At 44.2% G+C, this 23,537-nt stretch carries 24 protein-coding genes and 2 pseudogenes; 12 read left to right on the forward strand and 14 right to left on the reverse strand.

What is annotated here, in order from left to right; genetic code table 11:
* Positions 1 to 61: 61 nt before the first annotated feature.
* The 3 genes from lysA to PKHYL_RS01555 all read left to right on the forward strand — a co-directional run bounded on the left by lysA (position 62) and on the right by PKHYL_RS01555 (position 3,463).
* Entirely contained in the window at positions 62 to 1,291 is a 1,230-nt protein-coding gene (gene lysA, locus PKHYL_RS01545; RefSeq protein WP_240366474.1) for a diaminopimelate decarboxylase, read from the forward strand.
* A gap of 212 nt (positions 1,292 to 1,503) precedes the next feature.
* On the forward strand, positions 1,504 to 2,391 hold the full coding sequence (gene dapF, locus PKHYL_RS01550; RefSeq protein ID WP_093067369.1) for a diaminopimelate epimerase: 888 nt from the start codon (positions 1,504 to 1,506) through the stop codon (positions 2,389 to 2,391).
* Positions 2,392 to 2,437: 46 nt separating this feature from the next.
* A complete protein-coding gene (locus tag PKHYL_RS01555; protein ID WP_093067908.1) occupies positions 2,438 to 3,463 on the forward strand; it encodes a tyrosine recombinase XerC in 1,026 nt (341 codons plus the stop codon).
* Between the two features lie 42 nt (positions 3,464 to 3,505).
* Here the strand turns inward: PKHYL_RS01555 and PKHYL_RS01560 are convergent, their stop codons facing one another.
* On the reverse strand, positions 3,506 to 4,405 hold the full coding sequence (locus PKHYL_RS01560) for a nitrilase-related carbon-nitrogen hydrolase (protein ID WP_093067373.1): 900 nt from the start codon (positions 4,403 to 4,405) through the stop codon (positions 3,506 to 3,508).
* A gap of 298 nt (positions 4,406 to 4,703) precedes the next feature.
* Between PKHYL_RS01560 and rpoN the strand changes: the two are divergent.
* Both rpoN and hpf read left to right on the forward strand, forming a co-directional pair.
* Positions 4,704 to 6,349, forward strand: a pseudogene (rpoN, locus tag PKHYL_RS01565) (RNA polymerase factor sigma-54).
* A gap of 442 nt (positions 6,350 to 6,791) precedes the next feature.
* Positions 6,792 to 7,172, forward strand: coding sequence for a ribosome hibernation-promoting factor, HPF/YfiA family (gene hpf / locus PKHYL_RS01570; RefSeq protein ID WP_240365817.1), 381 nt, complete (start codon positions 6,792 to 6,794; stop codon positions 7,170 to 7,172).
* 227 nt (positions 7,173 to 7,399) lie between these two features.
* Here the strand turns inward: hpf and thiS are convergent, their stop codons facing one another.
* The 4 genes from thiS to PKHYL_RS01590 form a co-directional block, all read right to left on the reverse strand.
* Positions 7,400 to 7,600 (reverse strand): sulfur carrier protein ThiS, encoded by a 201-nt coding sequence (gene thiS / locus PKHYL_RS01575; protein WP_058025626.1) that lies wholly within the window; start codon positions 7,598 to 7,600, stop codon positions 7,400 to 7,402.
* A gap of 148 nt (positions 7,601 to 7,748) precedes the next feature.
* Positions 7,749 to 8,123: a DUF423 domain-containing protein gene (locus PKHYL_RS01580; RefSeq protein WP_240365818.1), complete on the reverse strand. Its 375-nt coding sequence runs from the start codon at positions 8,121 to 8,123 to the stop codon at positions 7,749 to 7,751.
* A gap of 24 nt (positions 8,124 to 8,147) precedes the next feature.
* Complete coding sequence (gene rpoH, locus PKHYL_RS01585; protein ID WP_201587611.1) at positions 8,148 to 9,011, reverse strand: RNA polymerase sigma factor RpoH; 864 nt, start codon at positions 9,009 to 9,011, stop codon at positions 8,148 to 8,150.
* 241 nt (positions 9,012 to 9,252) lie between these two features.
* The gene (locus tag PKHYL_RS01590) at positions 9,253 to 9,720 is read right to left on the reverse strand and encodes a sulfurtransferase TusA family protein (protein ID WP_240365819.1); all 468 of its coding nucleotides are present in this window, start codon (positions 9,718 to 9,720) and stop codon (positions 9,253 to 9,255) included.
* A 535-nt stretch (positions 9,721 to 10,255) separates the two neighbouring features.
* Here PKHYL_RS01590 and PKHYL_RS01595 point away from each other — a divergent pair.
* On the forward strand, positions 10,256 to 11,734 hold the full coding sequence (locus tag PKHYL_RS01595) for a M48 family metalloprotease (protein ID WP_240365820.1): 1,479 nt from the start codon (positions 10,256 to 10,258) through the stop codon (positions 11,732 to 11,734).
* A gap of 104 nt (positions 11,735 to 11,838) precedes the next feature.
* Here PKHYL_RS01595 and PKHYL_RS01600 read toward each other — a convergent pair whose 3' ends face one another.
* Positions 11,839 to 12,288 carry a GatB/YqeY domain-containing protein gene (locus tag PKHYL_RS01600; protein WP_240365821.1) on the reverse strand — a complete coding sequence of 150 codons (450 nt, stop codon included), beginning with the start codon at positions 12,286 to 12,288 and terminating at the stop codon, positions 11,839 to 11,841.
* 206 nt (positions 12,289 to 12,494) lie between these two features.
* The gene (rpsU, locus tag PKHYL_RS01605) at positions 12,495 to 12,710 is read right to left on the reverse strand and encodes a 30S ribosomal protein S21 (RefSeq protein ID WP_010195908.1); all 216 of its coding nucleotides are present in this window, start codon (positions 12,708 to 12,710) and stop codon (positions 12,495 to 12,497) included.
* A 392-nt stretch (positions 12,711 to 13,102) separates the two neighbouring features.
* On the opposite strand from rpsU, the gene PKHYL_RS01610 reads away from it, so the two are divergent.
* The 5 genes from PKHYL_RS01610 to PKHYL_RS01630 all read left to right on the forward strand — a co-directional run bounded on the left by PKHYL_RS01610 (position 13,103) and on the right by PKHYL_RS01630 (position 16,748).
* Positions 13,103 to 13,444, forward strand: coding sequence for a hypothetical protein (locus PKHYL_RS01610; RefSeq protein ID WP_240366475.1), 342 nt, complete (start codon positions 13,103 to 13,105; stop codon positions 13,442 to 13,444).
* A 217-nt stretch (positions 13,445 to 13,661) separates the two neighbouring features.
* A complete protein-coding gene (locus PKHYL_RS01615) occupies positions 13,662 to 14,165 on the forward strand; it encodes a c-type cytochrome (RefSeq protein WP_240365822.1) in 504 nt (167 codons plus the stop codon).
* 220 nt (positions 14,166 to 14,385) lie between these two features.
* The gene (gene tsaD, locus PKHYL_RS01620; protein WP_240365823.1) at positions 14,386 to 15,456 is read left to right on the forward strand and encodes a tRNA (adenosine(37)-N6)-threonylcarbamoyltransferase complex transferase subunit TsaD; all 1,071 of its coding nucleotides are present in this window, start codon (positions 14,386 to 14,388) and stop codon (positions 15,454 to 15,456) included.
* A gap of 32 nt (positions 15,457 to 15,488) precedes the next feature.
* The gene (locus PKHYL_RS01625; protein ID WP_240365824.1) at positions 15,489 to 15,860 is read left to right on the forward strand and encodes a CrcB family protein; all 372 of its coding nucleotides are present in this window, start codon (positions 15,489 to 15,491) and stop codon (positions 15,858 to 15,860) included.
* Positions 15,861 to 16,124: 264 nt separating this feature from the next.
* Positions 16,125 to 16,748 (forward strand): AAA family ATPase, encoded by a 624-nt coding sequence (locus PKHYL_RS01630; protein ID WP_240365825.1) that lies wholly within the window; start codon positions 16,125 to 16,127, stop codon positions 16,746 to 16,748.
* Here the strand turns inward: PKHYL_RS01630 and PKHYL_RS01635 are convergent.
* Together PKHYL_RS01635 and PKHYL_RS01640 are read right to left on the reverse strand one after the other, a co-directional pair.
* A complete protein-coding gene (locus PKHYL_RS01635; protein ID WP_240365373.1) occupies positions 16,738 to 17,190 on the reverse strand; it encodes a transposase family protein in 453 nt (150 codons plus the stop codon). The two genes, PKHYL_RS01630 and PKHYL_RS01635, sit on opposite strands and share 11 nt — an antisense overlap.
* Entirely contained in the window at positions 17,150 to 17,569 is a 420-nt protein-coding gene (locus PKHYL_RS01640; protein WP_240365372.1) for a transposase family protein, read from the reverse strand. The genes PKHYL_RS01635 and PKHYL_RS01640 overlap by 41 nt, the downstream gene beginning before the upstream one ends.
* Here PKHYL_RS01640 and PKHYL_RS01645 point away from each other — a divergent pair.
* Complete coding sequence (locus PKHYL_RS01645) at positions 17,563 to 19,257, forward strand: AAA family ATPase (RefSeq protein ID WP_240365826.1); 1,695 nt, start codon at positions 17,563 to 17,565, stop codon at positions 19,255 to 19,257. The genes PKHYL_RS01640 and PKHYL_RS01645 overlap by 7 nt on opposite strands.
* Positions 19,258 to 19,270: 13 nt before the next feature.
* Here the strand turns inward: PKHYL_RS01645 and PKHYL_RS01650 are convergent.
* From PKHYL_RS01650 to potA, 5 genes and pseudogenes are all read right to left on the reverse strand, one after another.
* Positions 19,271 to 20,187 (reverse strand): annotated as a pseudogene (locus PKHYL_RS01650) (LysR family transcriptional regulator).
* Positions 20,188 to 20,278: 91 nt separating this feature from the next.
* The gene (potC, locus tag PKHYL_RS01655; RefSeq protein WP_240365827.1) at positions 20,279 to 21,067 is read right to left on the reverse strand and encodes a spermidine/putrescine ABC transporter permease PotC; all 789 of its coding nucleotides are present in this window, start codon (positions 21,065 to 21,067) and stop codon (positions 20,279 to 20,281) included.
* Positions 21,067 to 21,669: an ABC transporter permease subunit gene (locus PKHYL_RS01660; protein WP_240365828.1), complete on the reverse strand. Its 603-nt coding sequence runs from the start codon at positions 21,667 to 21,669 to the stop codon at positions 21,067 to 21,069. Before PKHYL_RS01660 ends, potC begins: the two co-directional genes overlap by 1 nt.
* A complete protein-coding gene (locus PKHYL_RS01665; protein ID WP_240365829.1) occupies positions 21,615 to 21,944 on the reverse strand; it encodes a hypothetical protein in 330 nt (109 codons plus the stop codon). The genes PKHYL_RS01660 and PKHYL_RS01665 overlap by 55 nt, the downstream gene beginning before the upstream one ends.
* Positions 21,944 to 23,185 (reverse strand): spermidine/putrescine ABC transporter ATP-binding protein PotA, encoded by a 1,242-nt coding sequence (gene potA / locus PKHYL_RS01670; protein WP_093067429.1) that lies wholly within the window; start codon positions 23,183 to 23,185, stop codon positions 21,944 to 21,946. Before potA ends, PKHYL_RS01665 begins: the two co-directional genes overlap by 1 nt.
* Positions 23,186 to 23,537: the final 352 nt, after the last annotated feature.

Below are 23,537 nucleotides of genomic sequence, written 5' to 3' on the forward strand. Positions count from 1 at the left end.
TGATCCTAAAGCGTTGAGCGCTCATCTGCCCGCGCTAAGCTATCGCGACGACGCGCTACATATGGAGCAGGTTAGTGTTGATGAGTTGGCAAAACAATATGGTACGCCATGCTATGTCTACTCAAAGCAGGCGATACTGGATGTTTATCAAGCCTATACCGATAGCTTTACCAGTCTCGATCATCAGGTATGCTACGCGGTAAAAGCAAACTCGAATCTTGCGGTGCTTGGAATGCTTGCGCAGGCAGGTGCGGGGTTTGACATCGTCTCTCGTGGTGAGCTGGTGCGCGTACTGGCTGCAGGTGGCGCAGCGTCGCGCGTTGTCTTCTCAGGTGTTGGCAAAACTTACGGCGATATCGAATACGCACTGACCCAAGGTATTGGCTGCTTTAACGTCGAGTCGATCAGTGAGCTGACCTTGATCAACGAGGTAGCGGCAGCACTGAATAAACGTGCGCCAATCTCATTACGCGTCAATCCAAATGTCGATGCCAAGACGCATCCGTATATCTCAACAGGTCTTAAAGACAACAAGTTTGGTATTACCCACGAAGACGCCTTAGCGGTCTATCAGCAAGCGGCGGATTTATCGCATATTGATATCGTTGGTATTGATTGTCACATTGGCTCGCAGTTGACGGAAGTCGCGCCGTTTGTCGCCGCACTAGATAAAGTCATTGAGCTGATACATAGCCTGCGCGATCATGGTATTGAGCTGCGTCATATTGATTTGGGTGGCGGTCTAGGCGTGCGTTATATTGATGAGACGCCCGTGTCTATCGATGAGTTTGCCGAGGCTTTATTACCAAAGCTGAGCGAGCTTGGTTTGACCGTATTCTTTGAGCCGGGTCGTAGTATTGTTGCCAATGCTGGTGTGCTATTGACGCAAGTCGATGTACTTAAGCCGACTGAGCATAAGAACTTTGCGATTGTCGATGCTGCGATGAATGACTTGATTCGTCCTGCTTTATATCAAGCTGAAATGGCCGTGATTCCAAGTACCTTGCCGAGCGATGGTATTGATACAAATGGTACAAAGCCGTGGGACATCGTTGGCGCGATTTGTGAGACAGGGGATTTTTTAGCAAAAGATCGCTTACTGTCATTAGAGGCAGGAGCTGTCCTGGCAGTGACGGGCGCAGGGGCTTATGGCTTTACTATGAGTAGTAATTACAACTCGCGTCCGCGAGCCAGCGAAGTGATGGTATCAGGCAATAACCATCAGCTCATCCGCAAACGTGAAACGGTTGAAGCATTGTATGCTGACGAAATACTGTGGCAGGATAAATAAAGCCGCCAACACGCCAACACTGACACTGTTTTTGCATCATAAATAAAACCCACTGTGATAATAACGGTGGGTTTTTATGGCAAACTCGAATGGGGTATATCGAGTTTGAGGTATAACGATAAGTTAGTATTTGATAGCGGTGATAATTATGATTGTATCTGACAGCGTGCTAATATAAGCCATACATAAAAATAGGATAGGACATCAAAGATATGCTAATAGAATTTACTAAAATGCATGGGCTGGGCAATGATTTTATGGTTATCGATTTGGTGACCCAGCGCTTAGATTTGAGCAAGGAGTTGGTAGCGTTATTGGGAGATCGTCACCTAGGTATTGGCTTTGATCAACTGCTTGTGGTCGAGCCACCGATGCGCCCCGATGTTGATTTTAGTTACCGTATTTTTAACACCGATGGCACCGAGGTGGAGCAATGCGGCAATGGTGCGCGCTGTTTCGCCCGTTTTGTCCAAGCACGTAAACTGTCATTTAAGCAGCGGCTACGGGTTGAGACGGCGAGCGGCATTATCTCTTTGACCACTGATCGGTTTGGTTGGGTAGAGGTTGATATGGGTAAGCCCAAGTTTGAGCCAAATGAGATTCCCTTTAGCCCAAGAGCCACGACCAAAATCCAAAACACTTATCACCTCGATGTCAATGGCACACCTGTACAGCTATATGTCGCCAATATGGGCAACCCACATGCCGTTATCAAAGTTGATGACGTGCTTGACGCTGAGGTTGAGACGTTAGGCAAGGCCATTGAGTCCCATCCAGCGTTCCCAGATCGCGTCAACGTGGGCTTTATGCAAGTGATGAACCAGCGTCATATTCGTCTGCGTGTGTATGAGCGCGGCGTGGGCGAGACGCAAGCTTGCGGCACGGGCGCCTGTGCAGCAGTTGCAGTCGGTATAAGAGAGGGCTGGCTCGATGAAGGCGAAGAAGTGCGCGCGCAGCTCTATGGTGGCAGCTTGATCATCAAGTGGCAGCCTGGCTATTCAGTTATGATGACAGGTCCGACTGCTTTTGTTTATGAAGGAGTCTTTAGTCCAGATGGTTTGATGGCGCAAGCAGGTATTAAGCCAAGTTCTGAAGGCTGATATCTGTCGTTAGAAAAATGATATCAATAACATGGGTGCTTCTGATATGGTTATGTCCACTCATCAAGACGGTCAGACAACGCAAACGGCACCTTGGCTATCAGCTGAGCTGGCGGCGAATATAGAGTCAGATGCCGCGCTACGAGCGTTATTAGCACCTGTCCATCGTTGGCTCAATACGCTGTCTGTGCGTAATCACTCGCCGCATACGCTGACCGCTTATTTTGCTGGCTTAAACCAACTGGCACTGTTCTTACGCGGTAAGCGTCTGACGTGGACGCGTTGTGATAAGCGCCAACTGGCTCAGCATATTAGTCAGCGTCTCGATGAAGACAAGCTTGCGCTTGCTAGCGTTCAGCAAGAGCTGTCAGCGATTCGGCATTTTTATGGTTGGCTCATAGAGGAGGATTTGGCGCGTATCAATCCAACGACCGGCTATCAGCTCAAGCGTAGCCCTAGACCATTACCCTCTATCGCTGATGTGGATTTATTGACGCAGTTACTCGATCAACAAATCCCTGATACGCCAGAGCAGGCGCGCTTGTGGTTGCGTGATAAAGCCATGTTTGAGCTGCTCTATAGTAGTGGTCTACGTGTTGGCGAGTTGGTCGCACTCGATATGGCTGATGTGGACTTGTCTGATTTACGAGTGCGAGTCACTGGTAAGGGTAATAAAACCCGCTTAGTACCATTAGGTGCAAAGGCAGCAGAGGCGATAACACGCTATCTACCGCATCGCAATCTATGGGTCGAACAGATGGACAGCGCCTTGTTCATTAGCGAAAAACTCGGCACCAGACTATCGACGCGAGCAGTACAGCAGCGTCTAAAAGTTGCGGCGACTCGCGCAGGTATTGCGCAAAACATGTATCCACATCTACTGCGTCATTGCTTTGCCTCACACATGTTGTCAGGTAGTGGTGACTTGCGTGCCGTGCAGGAGATGTTAGGACATAGCGATATCAGTACCACGCAAATTTACACCCACGTTGATTTTGCCAAATTAACACAAGTCTATGATCGCGCCCATCCACGAGCCACCCACACTCAAAATGATGAAAATCCTACCTAATTGAGTAATCTACGGTTTAAGCAATCTACGGGACTTCTTAAGTTATGCCAAACGATGACAATCAAAGATAGGTAATTTCTGTCGACCTTGCACTTGAGCTTGCTTGTCTAATGATGCCATGACGATGGCGTATCCTTTATCTATGTCAGATGTCGTAGACAGATTTAGCTCACTGCTATCATGGCTCGCAATAACGCTGCCATCAAAAGCAGTAATGGTAGTATGTCCCCACGTCTGGCGAGTATTGCCATCTTTATATGCATGATCGCCGCCCTGTGCTGCACCGATCACCATGCACTGACTGTCCAAAGCACGTGCCTGTAACAATAGCGACCAATGCGCCTGTCCCGTTAGATAAGTAAAAGCAGACGGTGCACTTAATATATCAGCACCTGATTGACGTAAGCGCTGCGCTAGAGCAGGAAAGCGCAAATCAAAACAGACCATCATACCCAACTGATAGACAGCGCCTTCTGACTCAAGAGGCGCAACCACGGTCTGCGTGCCCGGCTCAAATGTCGCCGCTTCATTGTAGCTGCCTTGCTTGTCGGCCACGGTCGCGGTAAACAGATGAATCTTATCGTAGCGCGCCACTCGCGTACCATCAGGTGCAAACAATTGACTGACTTGGCGCAGCCGACCATCAGGAACGACCATGCCATCAGGCCGATAAGGGCAAGGCAGTGAGCCTGCCAGTAGATATATATTATGAGTGCGGGCATACTCTGCCATCGTCGCTGATAGCGCGTCAAAACGCTCTGCAGTCGCAAACTGCTGACCCATGCTACAGCAGTTTTCAGGTACGACAACGAGTTCAGCACCTTGCGATTTGGCATCAATGATCGCCGCTTTTATATTCGCTAAATTGCTATCGATGTCTTGCTGGCTGTTCATTTGAATGGCAGCTGTGCTAAATTGAGAGGGCATTGTTGTGTCAGTCATGACAATATTCTCCGTGACGGGTAAGTCTTGATGGCTGCTCATGACAATTTTTTATGACGTTTTTTATTATAAAATGTTGATGACGCTGAACAAACCATTCATAGTTATCGGTTGGTTATTAAGGCAAACATGCTAAATTTGTATCACAAACATACCAATCGTATCTGGATAGGATATAAATTAACGTAGCAAAATTGTGATAAAAAATGCTATCGTCATGTCCTGTTAAGGTGACATCATCGCCTTAATTGGCAAAATAAATACAATATGACCAAGACTGGAGTGTAATAAGCCGCCCATGAGTATGTCATTCGGATTGGCGAGCACGCTAAGCACCTCACAAAAACTGACACCGCAAATGCAGCAAGCCATTAAATTGCTGCAGCTCTCTAGTCTTGAGCTCGCACAAGAGGTTCAAGCCAAACTGGATAGTAATCCGCTGCTTGAACGTATCGAAGAGGATGATGACGAGTACGAGAATAACCGTGACGATAGAGCAGATGAGCTAAGCGAGTCATTAACACTTGATAGCTGGAACCAAAGCAGCAGTGACGCATCTAGCGCAGGATCTGATAACCATACAGACTATGGTGACGATAGCACTGACAGCTGGGAGAAACTGCAGCAATCTCGTATTGATGATGGAGCGATGGATAGTGATAGCAGTTTTGAGACGGATAGCTTCGATGCCAGCAGCTTTGATACAGGTAACTATGCTTCTGCCTCCACAGGTTCTGGTAGCAGTAGAGCGGATGAGGATTTTGATAGTTATCAGGGCGGTACTTCGTCGACTATCCAAGATCACGTACGTTGGCAGCTCAACTTTAAGCGCCTATCAGAAGCGGACACCCTGATTGCAGAGTATTTGATGGACTCTATGGATGACATGGGATTCATACGAATTGATATCGATGAGCTGCTACAGAGCTTTGATACCATGGCCAACTTTTATCAGTGGGATGAACGCGTTGAGTACGACGAGGTCATGGCCGTATTGCGTATGATCCAATCTTGCGATCCGATTGGCGTTGGCGCACGTCATTTGAGTGAGTGCCTAGCGATTCAGTTATCCAAGCTAGACGCCAATACTGCATATCTCAAAGAAGCAAAAGCGTTGCTAACAGCCGGCGAGCTTTTGGTGAGTAACAATATCAAAGCGCTTACTGAACGGACAGGCCTTGCCCCTGAGAACATCACCCTGCGCTTAACTTACTGCGCACCTTAAACCCTTCACCCGGATTACTCTTTCAGATCAACCAGCCTGATTATACCCAGCAGCCCGACAGTTACGACATTCCAGATGTATTAGTCACACCCATTAGGAGTCGTAAAGCCACTGCCAATGCTGAGGCATTAGAAGACGGTTGGCATGTACGCCTCAATCCTGACACCTTGCCGAAGCTGCGAGTAAACCAAGAATATGCCAATTTAGTCAAACGCGGTGATGACAGTCCGGACAACCAATATCTGCGTGAAAACCTCACCGATGCGCGCCTCTTTATCCGCAGTATTGAGGAGCGCAATCAAAACCTATTAAAAGTAGCAACCAGTATTGTGCGTTATCAGCAGGAGTTTTTGCAGCACGGTGCAACGGCCATGCAACCACTTATTCTAAAGGCAATCGCAGAAGAAGTAAATCTACACGAGTCCACCGTTTCACGTCTCACGACCAGTAAGACGATTTTGACACCGCAAGGACTATTTTCACTAAAGCACTTTTTTTCTTCTCACGTCAGCAGTTCGGATGGCGATATCTCATCAACGGCCATCAGTGCCATGATTAAAAAGCTCATCGCTGATGAAGATCCCAAAAAACCGCTATCGGATAGCCGTATTCAAAAAGAATTATTGGCAGATGGTATCGATATTGCCAGAAGAACTGTTGCCAAATATCGTGAAGCCATGAATATTGGCTCATCTACTCAGCGCAAACAGAAGTATTAATCGTTTAAATACAGCCATCTGCAACAATTTTGAGTAATCATTGATATTTCTGTGGCAAGATATAAAAAATAAAATTTTTTGATTATATAGAAACATGATGGAAACAACAGCTATTGTTACACTTAATTACAATTTAACGTCTTGCTACTATCCCTCTTTCATGACAAATTAGAGTCATACCAACAACGAAATCTAAGTGCCAATCTATAGTATTTACTTGTAATGAATAGATCTCTTGCAAAAGTACCAGTTCATTGACTTCAACTGACGGAGTTACAAGGGCTGACGATGACTTATGCAAGAAGTCTAATAAAGGAGACGATAAAAGGATACGTCGAAATCTTACTAGAGGCATTAGATAGATTATTGGTAAGGCAGGATGATAAGAGCAGGAATGCGACTTCATCTGTTGAATGTAAGTTACAAATACAAGGACAATAATATGAATGTTTCTATCAGTGGTCACCATATCAGTGTTACCGAAGCTATGGACACAGCAGTTCGTGAAAAGCTTGAAAAAGTAGAGCGACACTTTGATCAGATACAGAGTATTAAAGTGATATTATCGTTAGACAATAGTGGCGCAAGTGATGGCGGTAAAAAAAGCCATAAAGCTGAAGCGATTATGCGCGTCTCAGGTCAAGAAATGTTTGTCCAAGCCTTAGAAGATGATATGTATAAAGCCATTAATGAGATGGCAGACAAACTTGATAGACAAGTACGTAAGTACAAGACCCGTCAAGAGCGCAAAAAGACTCAGGGTGCTGGGCGTGATGAGCGCTATCAAGACACCACGTCTGCTGAAGCAGTGCCAGCAGCTTAATCATAGGTTTGAATAACGTTGATTAAGTGGGCAATCAGATCATCAAGAGCGTCTGAACGAGCTAAAAAATAAGAAATTTGACAAACAGCTATTTCATTCATCGGTGATCTATAAAGAAAAAAGACCTCGAACGTTTGACACGTTGAGGTCTTTTTTAGTACGTCTCTAATGATGGGGTTAAGACTTGATAATTAATAAAAACTAATGACAGACTGAAATATAAAAAATTAGCCTCCGCCCACAGCCTGTACGACTTCTATATTCATACCTTCTACAATACGCAATTGAGCCAGCTCACTCTTTGGTGTTAGCTCACCATCTACTTCAACGGCATAGCGTCCTTGACTGAGTCCAAGTTCATTGATGACTAATTGCACTGTCTGATGAGTGGTTTGTAAGTTTTTACCATTAACACTAATGGTGCTCATATAAAATCCTCCTTAATAATTTGAGATTCCTTGTAGTAATGGTCCTATAAGTATTAGTCGCAATATAGATGCTTTGAATCTTATAGGCGACTATTTGTATCTATACTCATAATATCAATCAATCTTCGGCAGGTATGAGTAGAATGGATTAATCCATTGAGTTCTCAAGTCGAAATGTAGAGATAGCAAGCCATAACCAACCTACAATCATAAGAACCCCGCCAATGGGGGTAATCGCGCCAAACCAGCGCGGTGCTCCAAGCGTCATGGCATATAGACTACCGGCAAATATAATAATACCGGTTTGCAATAACCAAGCCGTAGCTTGAGTGGTGTATTTTAAGCGTATCAGTAATCCCACAACTAATAGACCCAGCGCATGTATGAACAAATACAGCGTCGCGGTATGCCACCATTCAAGCTGTTGTGCGCTGACAATATTCTCCAAACCATGAGCACCAAATGCACCTAAAGCGACAGCAATAGCCATATTAATCGCGGCAATACCGATCCAATTTAACATGACAACACTCGTCTTTTTTTGATGCTATTGAATATCATCAGGTAAGATCACGCTATCAATGGTCATGGCATCGCGAATTTTGTCCATCGCGTTTTTTTCGATCTGACGGACACGTTCAGCGGATATAGAGTAAACCGCGGCCAGCTCGTGCAAAGTGGATTTTTGCTCAGAGAGCCAGCGCTGCTCGACGATATCACGTGAGCGATCGTCCAATGTTCCCATAGCCGCGATGAGGGCAGACGAGTTATTTTCTTCCCAGTCTTCTTCTTCCAACTGCTCAGCAGGATCGATGCCATCTTCCAAAAACAGCTGCGGTGCATAGCGACCGTCATCATCGTCGCTGGATTGCGCTTCAAACGAGGCATCATAAGAAGTCAGGCGTGACTCCATCTCGAGCACTTGCTTGCGCGTAACATTCAAGTCTTTGGCAATCGCGTCTGCTTCTTCTAGCGTGAGCTGATTATTGGTTTTCTTTAAACTACGTAAATTAAAGAATAACTTGCGATGTGCTTTGGTGGTCGCAACTTTTACGATACGCCAGTTACGGATGACAAATTCGTGAATTTCAGCTTTGATCCAATGTACGGCAAAAGACACTAAACGCACGCCTTTATTCGGATCAAACCGTTTGACCGCCTTCATCAATCCAAGATTACCTTCTTGGATTAAATCAGCTTGTGGCAGTCCATAACCTGAGTAGCTACGTGCAATATGAATGACAAAACGCAGATGCGACATCACCAGCAGACGTGCTGCTTCGACATCACCTTCATCATAATAGCGATGGGCAAGTTCTTGCTCTTGTACAGGCGTTAAGATCGGAATTTGATGCACAGTATTGATGTAGGCGCCCAGATTAACCCCCGGCGCTGCCAAATGGGTTGGCATTGCTGGCACCAAATCGCGCGTACTGGTATTGCCTAACGTACTGGCGTCATAAGGTGGGCGCTGTGCAGCTGCCTTTAGTGCAGCATCGCGCGCATCGTTTTTTATAGGAGCTGTGCTGTCTTTTTTATTCGCATTCGCAGCATCAGAAGTAGTAGTAGCCATATTCTTGACCTTGGTTAAATAGTTAAGCAAATAGTCAGATAAAAATCTCTATAGTTGTAATTGTAAAGGACAGCAGCGTTTAGTTGCTATCAGTTTTGGTAATGATGAAGTGATATATTGTAGCGAAACGCTGCAATGATGTGCTATTGCCTGACAAATCAGTAACTTCGTTGACGATTAACGCTAAGTAGTCGCTCGTTTGTGTTTGCTGACTCTGATGACAAAACGCTGTGATATCAGCTTGTGAGTTGGGATCCGTCGCGACCACATATAATGATTCACCAGCGGCTACATCGCGTAACGCAACCTTGGTTTTCAGCAGTGGCATTGGGCATGCAAGCCCGCGACCATCGACGAAACGCTTGATATTTAGTAAAGGTTGCTCTTCATCTATTTTCGTCTCAGTGCCAACATCTGGGCCACCATTCTCTATTGGCAACAAGTCTAACAGATGATTGATCTCTTGCTGTTCTGGATCGGATAAGCTCGCTGATAAGTAAATAGAGTGTGATGCACGTTTGATGGGTAATTGGCTATCAGCGGACATAATACAAACCTTACAAGTATCAGTATTTCGGTTTCTTTATCAAAAAGGCTCAAACAATTATTTTTGAATATCGTCAATCTATTTACGGCAACCATGAGCTTACTATTATTGTGTTTAACCATTATACCAAATAGCCAATGTATAATTGCATTTGAATATAATCAACGTCATGTTCGGTTCATTAGAATCACACAGTCATGTTGCACAATCGTGACGGGTGGCTGAGTGATTGGTAGCTAAGCACATAGTAGAATTGACCTTATACAAACAAGCTCGTATAGTCGAAAAGACGTCGTCAACAATCTGATAGGATACGAATTTGTACCACGCTAATAGACCGCCACGACTTATTAAAGCCGCCAGCCATTCGTTAAATAAGCTGTCGGAAAGCTCGCTATCTAAACTATTTGGGCAAACAGATAGCCGCAACTCTGTGGTTTTATCTTTTCAAATAGTATCAAAATCGGACTGTCAGTGACACTGCTGGTAATTGCTACAAGTGCTCATAGCAAGGGATGGTGATGATAGCCAAGCTATGCCATTTGCCAATCATTCATGGCAAACAGTAGAGTCACAATCGTTAGAGCTACCCAATTTGCGCGGGCAAGGACTGAGCTTTGCTGAGCAGTATCAAAATAAAATGCTGGGTGAATGGTCATTACAGAACATCAATGGTCGGGTCAAAATGGAGCACGACCCTTGGGTGCAAGAAACGGTAAAAGACATGACGTGGCGATTGAATGCGCAAGCCCGTCAGCAAGCACCACTTGGCTTAGTTATTCTTGATAATCCCAGCATCAATGCTTTTGCCGCACCTGGTGGAGTCATCGGGATCAATACAGGGACGATATTGGCCGCCAAAAGTATGGATGAGCTGGCAAGTGTCATCGCCCATGAAGTCGCGCACATCAGTCAACGTCACTATGAGCACAGCGCAGACGAGCGCAAAAAAGCCTTACTGATGCAAGTAGGCGGTATGTTGGCTGCGATTGCCGCATCAGCAGTCGATGGTGATGCGGCGGCGGCTGTAATGGCGGGTAGCCAGACAGCTTCTATGAATAGCAGCATGGCTTTTAGCCGTAACAACGAGCGCGAGGCCGACCGAGTAGGGATGCAAATCATGACTCAGGCAGGCTATGACCCTCGGGCAATGCCACGGTTTTTTGCCACGATGAATCAACAAAGCCAGCTCAATCAGGTTGAAAATCGCTTTTTACCAAGCTTTGTGCGCTCGCACCCGCTCAGTGATGAACGACTGAGTGAGTCGCAGAGCCGTGCTGGGCAGTATCCCACACTGTCATTGAGCCAGCAGCAGCGCCATCAAGCCTTGTTTGATTTGCTCTATTGGCGTGTACAAGTTACTGGCAAACATGCTTCTGAAGTGACGCTCACAACCGCTGCTAAAAATAGTCTGGGTGCCAAACTTGCCTTAGTGAGCTGGTACGGAGAACAGCAGCGCATCGAAGAGGCTAATGAGGTATTGGCACAGATAAATAAACTCCCAAATACGCAGCGTCAAAGCCTAGAACCTTTACTATCGATTACTTATAGTCAGCTTTTAAGCGAACAAGGCAGATGGCAACAAGCTGCAGATATTTTAGAGAGTCAGCAGCGTCTTTATCCTGAGCGCCGTGACTTGCGTCTGTATTTGGCGGAAGCACTGACCAATAGCAATCAGCCATTAAGGGCACAAGTACTGCTAAAACCACTCACAGAGCAACAACCAAGCGATCGCTATGCATGGCAAAGTCTGCAGCTTGCTAATGAAAAGCTCGCTAAAACCACAACGTCACCACAACTGGCTAATATTGCAACGATCAACGCATTGCGTTATCGCAGTTATGATCAACTTTGGAATGGGCGCTATGAGAGTGCGTTGACATCACTGACGCAGGCCAAGCAATTGACGGAAAACCTGCAAGCCACAGCACAAAGCAATAGTGCGCGCCCATTGCTAGCCAATATCAACGCAGAAATCAAAACAATAAAAACCGCCAAAGACTTTGAGCCTTAGGCGGTTTGTAAATAGTCAGTTTTTCGTACAACAACGGGTGCGCTCGACAACATCATTTTCAGTAGTAGCAGCTCATATGCCGGCTTGCTACCTAAAACGAAAAATTAGCCTTGTAGCGCATCTTTAACCATTTTAGAGATCAACGCAGGATCAGCACGACCAGCGGTCTTGTTTTTCAGTACACCCATCACGCTGCCCATATCACGCATAGAAGTGGCACCTTGCTCTGCGATTTCCGCGTTGACCAATGCCATGATGTCATCTTGATTCATTTGCTGCGGCATAAACTCATTGATAATATCAATTTCAAACTGCTCTTTGGCCGCCAAATCATCACGGCCATTTTCAGTAAAAATAGTGAGCGACTCTTGACGTTGTTTGAGCTGTTTTTGTAGCACTTCTAATACTTGTGCATCATCTAGTTCTGTCTGACGATCAATCTCGATCTGTTTGACGACTGATTGTACGTTGCGCAGTATTTTGACACGCTCAAGCTCACGAGCTTTCATAGAAGTTTTGATGTTGTCTGATAACGTCTGTTTAAGTTGGCTCACTGCTATTATCCTTATTCGTTTGTTAAATGCTATTTGTTGGGTACTGTTTAATGAGTTTTTTTGGGGTAAAACCTGCTGAGAGCGGGCTTTGATAAAAAATTGCGTCAGCAGTAACAACGAAAATTGTAGCATAAAAAACGCCACTGATATCGATGGATAACAGTGGCGTTAGTGTAGCACTTGTACTTAACTAATCAGATTATTGATTAGTACATACGAGTAGTACGAATAGTTTCGCGTTGTAACTTCTTCTTATAACGCTTTACGGCAGCAGCTTTTTTGCGCTTACGTACTTGCGTTGGTTTTTCATAAAACTCACGCTTACGTACGTCTGATAATACACCAGCTTTTTCACAAGCGCGCTTGAAACGACGGATAGCGATATCAACTGGTTCGTTTTCTTTAACCTTAACTGCAGGCATGAAGACTCCTCGATTAGGATGAGATATAAGGGCATTAGTTTGGCTGTGTATTAGTATTTAGCCGTAATATCTCAAGATTACTGGCATCAGCTCAAACTAGGACAATTCTCACGCATTAGCGTAAGGGCAGGTATTTTAATAAAAAATACCAACAAAGTCAATGATTTTAACGGTTTATTGTCTATTTATACTTTGTTTAAAATGTATCCAAGCTGAACTGTCAGGTTTTAGGTGAGTTAGAGCACAAAGTTTAGTGTCAATAAAAAATCCCTACCGTCTATAACGGTTTAGTGGGAGTTTATGCTATGATATTTCCCATATTGTAGGGTCTATCAACCGTTTTGTGCGTATTTTATTGAGGATGTTGGAATGAAAAAACAGTATTGAACACGGTGTTAAGCACAGCTTTTATCGTAGCTTTGGGTGTGGGCGTGAGTGCTTGTAGCGGCGGCGAAGAGCACGAAGAAGTATTGGCGATTGATATGGTAGATGAAGCGGCTGAGCTAGCACGCGCAAACGCCCCTGAAGCAGAAGACATGGAGTTTCCAGAGACGGCACCGATGCCAGCGGCGGATGCAACAGCTGCAGATGGGACAGAAGCTGATGCCACTGCTGAAGCAGGTACGGCGGATACAAGCATGGCAGACGCGACAACCCCAGCCACAGAGAGTGCTGATACCGCGGCTGCGCCTGCTGCCACTGACAGCGCCGATATGGCAACACCTGCTGAATAAGCTTTTAATTAGACTCACCCACTCTCAACTTATTTTTCTAAGGTATTGGTTTACTTAGTTTTTAAAATTTCAGTTAAAACAATTAGAATTTTAAATTCTATAAAAATCAAAGGCCTACGATAAGTTGAGATTGGCGTTAGACTCGTAATATAATATTGTGAGTCTATGAACTGCTACAAAAAATTTGGCCACAGACGCATCAAATAAAGGTAAGGTCATGATCGATATACAGCAGCATATAAAAAGACTGAGCTTATCTGTTATCAGTCTGAGTGTGTTATTAGCATTGAGCGCTTGTAGTGGTGATAACGCGACTACGGAAGAGTCCAGCGCAGCCAACGAACCTGCTGCTACGAGTGTTGAAGAAACAGTTGCAACAGAATCTGAAACTACGGTGCCTGAGCCTATGGCTGAATCTGAGACTACCGACATGGTGGTTGAAGAAGAGACTGCGGTTGTCGCTGAGCCTGAAGTGCTCGCTGCAGATGCTGGTGCTAAACTTTACGAGTCAAACTGTAAAGTCTGCCATACAGCGGGTTTATTGAATGCACCGAAATATGGTGACACAGCCGCTTGGGCGACTCGTTTGACCAAAGATAAAGAGACACTATACATGCACTCCGCTAAGGGCTTTAATAAAATGCCAGCACAAGCGGTAGATGGTGTCAGTGAGGCACAAGTCAAAGCCGCTGTTGATTATATGCTCGCGTCAGTAAGCTGATATAGTATATATAGAGTATATCAGTCATTGAAATTTGTTAAACTGACCGTCATTGTGACTGACAATGGCGGTTTTTTATGCGCGTTTTCTATTACTATCGATTTTAAAAATATGACTGGCTGTGCGAAGCGGATTTGATTCGCTATTCAAAATTTTAAAGCGATATACAATAAAAACGCGGCAAAAAATAGTCCGAAAACAAAAGCATAAAGGCAAAAGTATGAAGGTATTGGGTTTAGAGACGTCTTGTGATGAAACTGGGCTGGCCATCTTCGATAGTGAGCAGATCAATAATGACAATCAAGGGTTGGTCGGGCAAGTACTGTACTCACAGATTGAGCTGCATGCGCTCTATGGCGGCGTTGTACCTGAGCTTGCCAGTCGTGATCATATTCGTAAGCTCGTGCCCTTACTCAACGAGCTGCTTGAGCAGTGTGATATGAGTAAAAACGACATCGATGCGATTGCCTATACCAAAGGGCCAGGGCTGATCGGTGCGTTGATGACCGGCGCATTATTTGGCCGCAGTCTGGCGTATGGTTTGGATATTCCTGCTATTGGTATTCATCATATGGAAGGGCATTTGCTCGCGCCGCTTATGGGTGCCAATCCGCCCGCTTTTCCTTTTGTTTCGCTGTTGGTCTCTGGTGGTCACACTTTACTTATAGCCGCTCATGGTGTGGGGCAGTATGAGATATTGGGTGAGTCGATCGATGACGCGGCGGGTGAGTGCTTTGATAAAGCGGCTAAGATGCTAGGCTTGCCTTATCCCGGTGGCCCTAATATTGCCAAACTGGCAGAAGCTGGCAATCCTGATGCTTATGCACTGCCAAGACCGATGCTATATCGAGGTTTGGACTTTTCGTTTAGTGGTATGAAAACAGCAGTGCATAATCTGATTAAAGATACCCCGCAGTCCGGTGGCTCAGGCAATAGCGCTGATAGCGATCCGCAAGTACGCGCCGATATTGCCGCAAGCTTCCAACACGCGATGGTCGATACGCTAGTAAAAAAATGCGTCAAAGCGCTTAAACAAGCGAATATGAGCAGACTCGTTATCGCGGGCGGCGTCAGTGCCAACACACATCTGCGCGAGACGCTAGAGACTGAGCTGGCTAAGATCAATGCGACGGTCCACTATGCACCGCCCGCGCTGTGTACAGACAATGGCGCGATGATTGCTTATGCCGGATTTGAGCGCTTGCAAGCTGGGCAGTCAGATGATCTGGCGATTAGCTGTATTCCGCGCTGGCCAATGACAGAATTACCAGCACTGTTGCCTGCAGTATAACGTTCAAAAGCCATATAAATTAAGGATAATCTATGCAGTGGCTAGCAATCGGCTTAGGAGCAGCATTAGGCGCGTGTTTACGTGGCTATTTAGCGCGCTTTAATCCACTGTATCATTGGATACCACTTGGCACGCTTGGCGCAAATGTCTTAGGCGGCCTGCTGATTGGCCTTGCGCTCGTCTGGTTTGAGCGTATGGGTAGCAACTTATCTGATCATGTGCGCGTGTTTGTGATTACCGGATTTTTGGGCGGGTTAACTACCTTTAGTACGTTTAGTGCAGAAGTATTTGGTTTTATTCATGATGGGCGGCTGCTAGCAGGTCTGGCGTTGATCGGTCTGCACGTTGGATTGACACTGCTGGCAACCGCGCTTGGGTTTTATTTCTTTAAGCTAGTTTTGTAGGTGTTGATAGATATTAATCGTTCAATGGTCTGTTATAAGTGGTTCCATTATACTAGTCTGTTTTAAGTGGTTTGTTTTGTTAGTTTCAGCGGAGTATACCAATAAATGATGGATACTATCTGAGTGGAAATATTATTTAGTCTTGAGTTTACTCTCATAAATGATCTATCATGTGAAGATATTACATTTATCAATATTAGTTGTGTCTTCCCTATTTCTTAGTATTTTCTACAAGCGAAAATGCTATCCATTGTGGTTATAAGTATGATTCAGAGTTTTCAAATCAAAAACATTGGTACATACGATGCAGTAGGAATAAGCTGTGATAACTTAGAAAAAGTTAATTTTATTTATGGAGCTAATGGTAGTGGCAAGACTACAATCTCTAAACTGCTAAGTAACCCACAATCTAACTGCACGATTAGCTGGTTAGATAACCGTGCGCTTGAAACTCTTGTATACAATAAAGATTTCAAAGAGAAAAATCTTCTTGATAGTGGTTTCGAAGGTGTTTTTACAATTGGTGAAGAAGATATAGATAATGAAAGAAAAATCATAGCAGAAAAAGATAAACTAGATAAACTGATGGTTAATATTAGACGCTATACAGTTACATTAGATTCTAAGCAAGGTGAATTAAGAGCGTTAGAAGAAGAAAAAGTAGAGGCTGTTTGGAATAACAGTAAACTAATAAATCATGAACTTCTTAGAAGTTCATTGACGGGTTACTTAGGTAAAAAGATTGATTTTTTCCAAAGAAATTTGCAAGGTTTAAGCGATAATACACCAGCTTTAGCATTAGAGGAATTAGAAAGTATTGCAACGTCTATATTTCATGACAACACATCTGCAATAACTAATAGACCTCTTGCAAAAGTCATAATTTAAGCTCGGAATTAATGATACCAGCAAACAGCTTCATTCTAAGATCATAGCGCTGACGACGGTTGCGATATTTATGAGCCACGATTTTAAACAACTTGATTAAGCCTATTTTGTGCTCAACCACAATACGGAACTTTGCCAGATAGTGATTGGCCTGTTTGCATATCTCCAATAACTGACCACCACGAGGTTTCTTAAATGGTGTGAAAGTTTGGTTATGTAGCTTTGCTAACCCTTGATAACCACTGTCTGCTAGATAGTTAGTGTTCTCAGGTAACCAATCAGGACAAGTATCTTTATACAGCTTAAAATCGTGGATTGACCCTTTACAGGTTTGCACATCAAGTATCAAACCGGTTTGCCAATGAACGATAACCTGCGCTTTTAAGGTGTGTTGTTTTTTCTTACCGCTGTAGTAGTCTCTTTGGTTTTTTTGGACGCTCAATTGGGGTTTCGGTGGCATCGACAATGACGACGCTCCAATTGATGTCCTCATCGACACGACTAGGCAGCTTTTTAGGCAATTCAAACTTGCCAGAGTCAATCAGTGTGTCTTCTACTTTACGAATGATACGGCTAGCAGAAGACTCATGAATACCAAAGTCCATACTGATATGATAAAGCGTGCGGTATTCACGCCAATAAGTCAGGGCTAGTAGTATCTGCTCCTTAAGACTGAGCACACTTGGTCTGCCTGATTTGGTCTTAGATGCTTCATGCTCTTGCATGGCCTCAAGCATGTCATAAAAGGTGGCTTTATGAATGCCAGTGTAGCGTTTAAAACCAGCGTCACTTTGTTTGAGTAGCTTATCTATGTTTGGCATGGTTCTTAGACAACGATGAATGTTCTTCTTATTTTAATTCCCTCTGCTACTTTTGCAAGAGGTCTAATATACAAAATATATCGCCTGAATCTCTATTCAAAATAGAAAACAACGATATTTGGACGGAAGTCATAATAGGTAAAAATGACGTTGGTATATCAAAGCTAATAGAGCATTTAAAGATTAGTGATTGGGTAAGCGCAGGTGTAGCATACATTCAAGAAGATAATAGCACATGCCCGTTTTGTCAAAAAGAAACTATCGACAATGAGTTTAGAGAAAGCCTAGAAAATTATTTTGATGCAACTTACACAGAAAATTCTGCTCTAGTAGATAGGCTACTTACTGATTATGTTAGCGAATCTAACTCTATAAATTCTTTATTAGATCGTATAGTTAGCATACATGAGCAGCCTGTTCCTTATAGTTTCGATATAGGTTTATTTAAGCAGATTTCTGCTCAACTTAAAATAAAACTAGATTTAAACCTTAATATCATGCGTGATAAATCGCAGGAGTTGAGTCGCAGTTTAGATGTTCATACTACCTCAGAAGAGATTGAAGCATTACAGGCAATTATTGTCAATTCAAACGATGCTATTCAATCTCATAACAATTTAGTTGCAACCTTAAGTGATTCAAAAGCTCGTTTGAAACAGCAAGTTTGGCACTATACAGTCAACGCTAATAAAGCCATACTTGACGAATATAATTCCAAAAAAAGTCAGCTAGTTAAAACTATAACAGCTATCAAAAGAGGGATTGGCGTTGCAGAATCAAGAATCGAAGGTATAGAGCAAGAGTTAGCAGCCCTTTCTCAGATACCAACTAATACTGTATCGACGGTTCAGGACATAAACGCTTCATTATTATCTTTTGGTTTTACTGGATTTAGCATACAGCCTGTTGAGCAAAACAGATATCAACTATATAGGGGTGACGGTACTCTTGCCAAAGATACTTTAAGTGAAGGTGAAGTAACATTCATAACTTTCCTTTATTTTTATCACCTATGCAAAGGAGGACGAACTGAAAGTTCAATAAATACCGATCGAGTTATTGTAATTGATGATCCAATATCAAGCTTAGATAGTAATATCCTTTTTGTTGTTAGTAGCTTGGTTAAAGATATAATAAAAAACGTAAAAAGTGATGATAATCATCAATTTAAACAATTAATAATATTGACTCACAACATTTACTTTCATAAAGAAATATCCTTTGTGAACGGTCAAGCACAGTCAGAGAATACCGTCAATTTCTGGAAATTGAGAAAATCAGAGAATAAGACAAGTATTACTAATTATCAAAATAAAAATCCGATATACAGTTCTTATGAGATGTTATGGCGAGAGCTACAAGAAAATATAGGTTCTCCAATAGCTATCCAGAACTCTATGCGACGAATAATTGAGAATTATTTTAAAATTCTTGGAGGTATGGGAGACCATGATATTCTAAGTAATTTTACATGTCCGAATGAGCGGTTGATTTGCAAATCTCTCATGTGTTGGGTTAATGACGGATCTCACTGTATTCCAGATGATCTATTTATTGATGGGCAGTTTGCATCTGTAGATGAATATAATAGAATTTTTGAAGCTATATTCGAAAAAACAGGCCATATCTCTCATTATAATATGATGATGAGAAATACTAATAATAACCTAACTCAGTTAGCTGTATAACTTTCTAAGAAAGCTAACAGTGATTATAGTCAATAAACCCTACAATGGCTTTTACAATACCCTCTAACAAACTCGCAAAACCCTGCATATAAGCCATATCTTGGCTCGCCGTACGCGTCGCTGCATATAGCTGACAATGTACGCCATCACCTAATGGTCGCGAGACGACCCAGCCTTTTTCTCATACTCGCTTACTACCCAATCGGGCAGGGCTGCCACGCCACGTTCACTGGCAACCAACTGAATCAACATTGCGGTCAGCTCTGTGGTACGAACACTCTCAAAGCTCACTTGTGCTGGCGTCATAAAATTGGCAATGATATCGAGACGCTTGGCTTCTACTGGATAAGCGATTAATGTCTCGTTAATCAAATCATCTGGTTCAATAAATTTCTGTGCTGCCAAATCATGTGTTGGCGACAACACCAAGCGACTCTCATATTCAAACAATGGCTGATAGCTAATACCGTCGAGCGGTAAATCACTGGTAGTAATAAGCAAATCGATATCGCCTTCCATCAAGAGATGATGCGGCTCAGGCTCAAAGCCCGTGGCAAAATCAAGCTCGACATCCGACCACTCGCGGCGATAGTGATTGAGTATCGGCATCAGCCAATCAAAACAGCTATGACATTCAGACGCTAAGCGCAGGCGACCGGCTTGCCCATGCGCTAAGCGCTTTAGATCGTTTTTGGTACGTGTGACTTGCGGCATGATATTATCCGCTAAGGCTAGCACAGCTTTACCTGCTGGCGTGAAAGTGAGCGGGCGGGTGCGGCGATTGACCAAACTGACGTCGTAATAGTTCTCTAGCTCTTTTAGTTGATGTGAAACGGCAGAAGCAGTGACGTGTAGCTCATCGGCCGCTGCCGCAAGTGAACCATGCGCTCGTAGCGCAGTTAAGGTATTAAGATGACGAAGCTCAAGCATGATAAGACCTAACCGCTAAAGTGAGAAAAACTCATTATAGTGGATACTGTGTTGATTTTCACTCATAGATGTTGTCAATGAGTGATTGTTGCTAGCGTTTACGTAGCAACAGCTGTGAGATGACCACCAATACTAGCGAGGCGACCAGCAATAACGTACCTATCGCATTGACTTCTGGTTTGAGGCCTACCCGCACCATCGAATAAATACGCAGCGGTAAAATCTCATAACTAGGGCCTGTGACAAAGGTCGATACCACCACGTCATCGAGTGACAAGGTAAAGGCGAGTAACCAACCTGCCATGACCGCTGGCAAAATAACAGGAATCAGCACCGTGCGTACCATCGTCGACTCAGATGCGCCCAAATCGCGCGCTGCCTCCATTAGCCGCTCATCTAAGCTGCTCAGACGCGCAAAAACAGTAATGACCACGAACGGCAGGCAAAAGGTGATATGCGCTATCAGTAAAGACACAAAGCCTAGCTGTAAGCCTATCAATAAAAACAGTGCCAGTAGTGAGATAGCCAGGACAATCTCAGGCGACATCATCAGCACAAATAGCAGCCCGTTTAGCAGGCCTTTACCACGAAAGTTATAACGATGCAGCGCTAGAGCTGTCAGTGTCCCGATCAAAGTCGAAACCGTAGCGGCGACCAAACCCAAGACAATAGAGTGCCAAAATGCATCGAGCATCGCTTGGTTGTTAAATAGTGTTTCGTACCACTTTAGGCTAAAGCCGCCCCAGTTATAGCCAATTTTTGATTTGTTAAATGACATCACCACCAAAACAATGATGGGTAGATATAACAAAGTATAAATAAGACCGAGATAGCCTTTGGCAGCGATACTGCCAATCTTGAGCTTACGTGAATAAGACATTAGGCCACCTCGTTAAAGTCAGTCTTGCCAATGCGGCGACTACTGGCGCGATAAGCCAGTAATAATACCGCCATTGCCACTGTCAATAACACGCTAGCAGCAGCACCAAACGGCCAGTCACGGGCGTCTAAGAATTGGTTTTTGATGATATTACCGACGAGTAGGTTGCGAGAGCCGCCCAAAATATCCGCCACATAAAACATACCCATCGCAGGCAACAGCACGAGCAGTACGCCAGAGATAATCCCTGGCGTCGTCAGTGGTAGTACCACATGCCAAAAGGTCTGTGTTTTTGATGCACCCAAATCCTGAGAAGCCAATAGCATGTCATTGCGTAAATCGGTAAACACGGCATATAGCGGTAATACCATAAATGGGAATAATAAGTAAGTTAGACCAGCAATGACCGCGCCTTGCGTATATAAAATATCGATAGGAGCATCAATGGTACCGATTGCCAGCAGTGACTTATTAATCAAGCCATTATTCGCGAAGAGCAGCTTTAACGCATAGGTGCGTACCAGAGAGTTGGTCCAAAAGGGCAGGATCAACAGCAGCATGAGTAACGGCTGCCATCGCACTTTACCTTGGACACGAGCCATGCAAAAGGATAGCCCAGCAGTAGACAGATAACCGTTGTGATACCTGCCATCCACAATGAATGAACGAACACCTCAAAATATAACGGATCAACCATGCGCACATAGCTGTCAATATTGATAGGTAAGCTAATAAAGGCGCTGCTATCTCGGGTTAAAAAACTGACCGCGATGACCAATATATTTGGTAATAGCGCAAATATCAGTAGCCAACCCCAGATCAGCCAGAGCGTTGCCGTACGAAACGGACTTTTGCTGCCTAAGTGGTTGCGGGCCATCAGCTACCATCCTTTTGTACAGTCGCCTTGTTTGTATGGTCAGCGTCTTCTGGCAATACCCACTCCCAGCCATCAACCCATGAGACCTTGACGCCTTCGTTGAGTTTGTAATCAAAGCTTGGGTCATCTTCATCAAAAAACTCAGAGGCCTTAATGATATGGCCATTTGCCAATTCAATAATCGAGTCTAACGTACTGCCTTTATAATTACTTTCGATGACGCGCCCCAGTAGTCCGCTATGCTCATTATCTTTTGGATCATATATGCGTAAGTCTTCGGGACGAAGTAGTAAATTGACGATATCGCCCACTTGTACATCATTGGCAAAATTGGGTCGACGCAAGTTACGTAGCGTTGTTGGCCCTTCTTGCGCTTGAGCCTCACAGACTTCAACTTCGATGCGTCCATTGGTCACGTTGCCATCACGATCTGGAAGGTCTGGATAGACACCCTTGACCTCAGCTCTAAACAGATTGGTCTCGCCGATAAACTTGGCAGTAAACAAGTTGGCAGGAGTCTCATAAATCTCAATAGGCGTGCCAATTTGCTGGAACATGCCGTCTTTCATCACGGCAATGCGGTCTGACATCGACAGCGCTTCTTCTTGATCATGCGTGACAAATACAAAGGTAATGCCCAGCTCACGTTGTAGACGCTTGAGCTCTGATTGCATTTGCAAACGTAGTTTGTGATCAAGCGCGGATAGTGGCTCATCGAGTAGTAATAGCTTGGGGCGATTGATCACCGCACGGGCGATCGCCACGCGCTGCTGCTGCCCACCAGATAAATCCTGCGGTTTGCGATTGGCCAAATGCTCCAACTGCACCATAGCCAGCATCTCGCTGACGCGAGCTTGAATCTCAGCTTTTGGCACTTTTTTTAGCTTTAATCCATACGCGACATTTTGGGCGACGCTCATATGTGGAAACAATGCGTACTGCTGAAATACCGTATTGACCGGACGTTTATCAGCGGATAAGCCTGCCATCTGTACGCCATCTAGATAGATTGTCCCCGCATTGGGCTGCTCAAAACCTGCAATCAAGCGCAGCAAGGTTGTCTTACCACAGCCTGAGGGCCCAAGCAGTGTCAAAAACTCGCCGTGCTTGATATCAAGGTTGATGTCTTTTAACACTTCAGTTTGATCGTAGGTTTTTTTGATACCATTTAATTGCAGCAACGTCTTGTCATTTTGAGGTGACGCAGAGGTTTTGTGCGTGCTTGGCGATGGGTCGGTCATAATATCTGTTCCTAAGCGTCAAATAGATCAGAGCAGTAAATCAATGCAGCCATCAAGGTATCTCGATGTCATCAAAAAACTGGCAAGAGCGTAAGCACGATTTGATTGCTGCCTGATAGCTGTCTGATTGCTGCGTATTATAACAAACCCGTGATATAAATCAGTGCAAGTTCGTTATAAGTTACGCGAGTCGTACCGTCATAGCAGCGATGGTTACGGCTATATTTTTACAGTTATAAGTTGGCGTATAACGACATTTAAACAAAATTTTTTACCGTTTTTTGGCCTCTATTCCTATACAATCACGGTATGGCTGACAAACGTAAGGCATCTGATGGGTGAGTGTGAATAG

The sequence above is a fragment of the Psychrobacter sp. KH172YL61 genome (assembly GCF_007182895.1).
Lineage (GTDB): Bacteria > Pseudomonadota > Gammaproteobacteria > Pseudomonadales > Moraxellaceae > Psychrobacter > Psychrobacter pacificensis.

Bases quoted from the DNA above. Each gene is read 5' to 3' on its own strand.
- lysA (WP_240366474.1), top strand. From the start codon at position 62: ATGGAGCAGGTTAGTGTTGATGAGTTGGCAAAACAATATGGTACGCCA.
- PKHYL_RS01555 (WP_093067908.1), top strand. From the start codon at position 2,438: ATGGTTATGTCCACTCATCAAGACGGTCAGACAACGCAAACGGCACCT.
- PKHYL_RS01560 (WP_093067373.1), bottom strand. From the start codon at position 4,405: ATGACTGACACAACAATGCCCTCTCAATTTAGCACAGCTGCCATTCAA.
- PKHYL_RS01615 (WP_240365822.1), top strand. From the start codon at position 13,662: ATGATCGATATACAGCAGCATATAAAAAGACTGAGCTTATCTGTTATC.
- hpf (WP_240365817.1), top strand. From the start codon at position 6,792: ATGAATGTTTCTATCAGTGGTCACCATATCAGTGTTACCGAAGCTATG.
- potC (WP_240365827.1), bottom strand. From the start codon at position 21,067: ATGTCTTATTCACGTAAGCTCAAGATTGGCAGTATCGCTGCCAAAGGC.
- rpoH (WP_201587611.1), bottom strand. From the start codon at position 9,011: ATGCCAACCCATTTGGCAGCGCCGGGGGTTAATCTGGGCGCCTACATC.
- tsaD (WP_240365823.1), top strand. From the start codon at position 14,386: ATGAAGGTATTGGGTTTAGAGACGTCTTGTGATGAAACTGGGCTGGCC.
- dapF (WP_093067369.1), top strand. From the start codon at position 1,504: ATGCTAATAGAATTTACTAAAATGCATGGGCTGGGCAATGATTTTATG.
- PKHYL_RS01660 (WP_240365828.1), bottom strand. From the start codon at position 21,669: ATGGCTCGTGTCCAAGGTAAAGTGCGATGGCAGCCGTTACTCATGCTG.
- PKHYL_RS01595 (WP_240365820.1), top strand. From the start codon at position 10,256: ATGCCATTTGCCAATCATTCATGGCAAACAGTAGAGTCACAATCGTTA.
- rpsU (WP_010195908.1), bottom strand. From the start codon at position 12,710: ATGCCTGCAGTTAAGGTTAAAGAAAACGAACCAGTTGATATCGCTATC.
- potA (WP_093067429.1), bottom strand. From the start codon at position 23,185: ATGACCGACCCATCGCCAAGCACGCACAAAACCTCTGCGTCACCTCAA.
- PKHYL_RS01665 (WP_240365829.1), bottom strand. From the start codon at position 21,944: ATGGCCCGCAACCACTTAGGCAGCAAAAGTCCGTTTCGTACGGCAACG.
- PKHYL_RS01580 (WP_240365818.1), bottom strand. From the start codon at position 8,123: ATGTTAAATTGGATCGGTATTGCCGCGATTAATATGGCTATTGCTGTC.
- PKHYL_RS01625 (WP_240365824.1), top strand. From the start codon at position 15,489: ATGCAGTGGCTAGCAATCGGCTTAGGAGCAGCATTAGGCGCGTGTTTA.
- thiS (WP_058025626.1), bottom strand. From the start codon at position 7,600: ATGAGCACCATTAGTGTTAATGGTAAAAACTTACAAACCACTCATCAG.
- PKHYL_RS01630 (WP_240365825.1), top strand. From the start codon at position 16,125: ATGATTCAGAGTTTTCAAATCAAAAACATTGGTACATACGATGCAGTA.
- PKHYL_RS01640 (WP_240365372.1), bottom strand. From the start codon at position 17,569: ATGCCAAACATAGATAAGCTACTCAAACAAAGTGACGCTGGTTTTAAA.
- PKHYL_RS01590 (WP_240365819.1), bottom strand. From the start codon at position 9,720: ATGTCCGCTGATAGCCAATTACCCATCAAACGTGCATCACACTCTATT.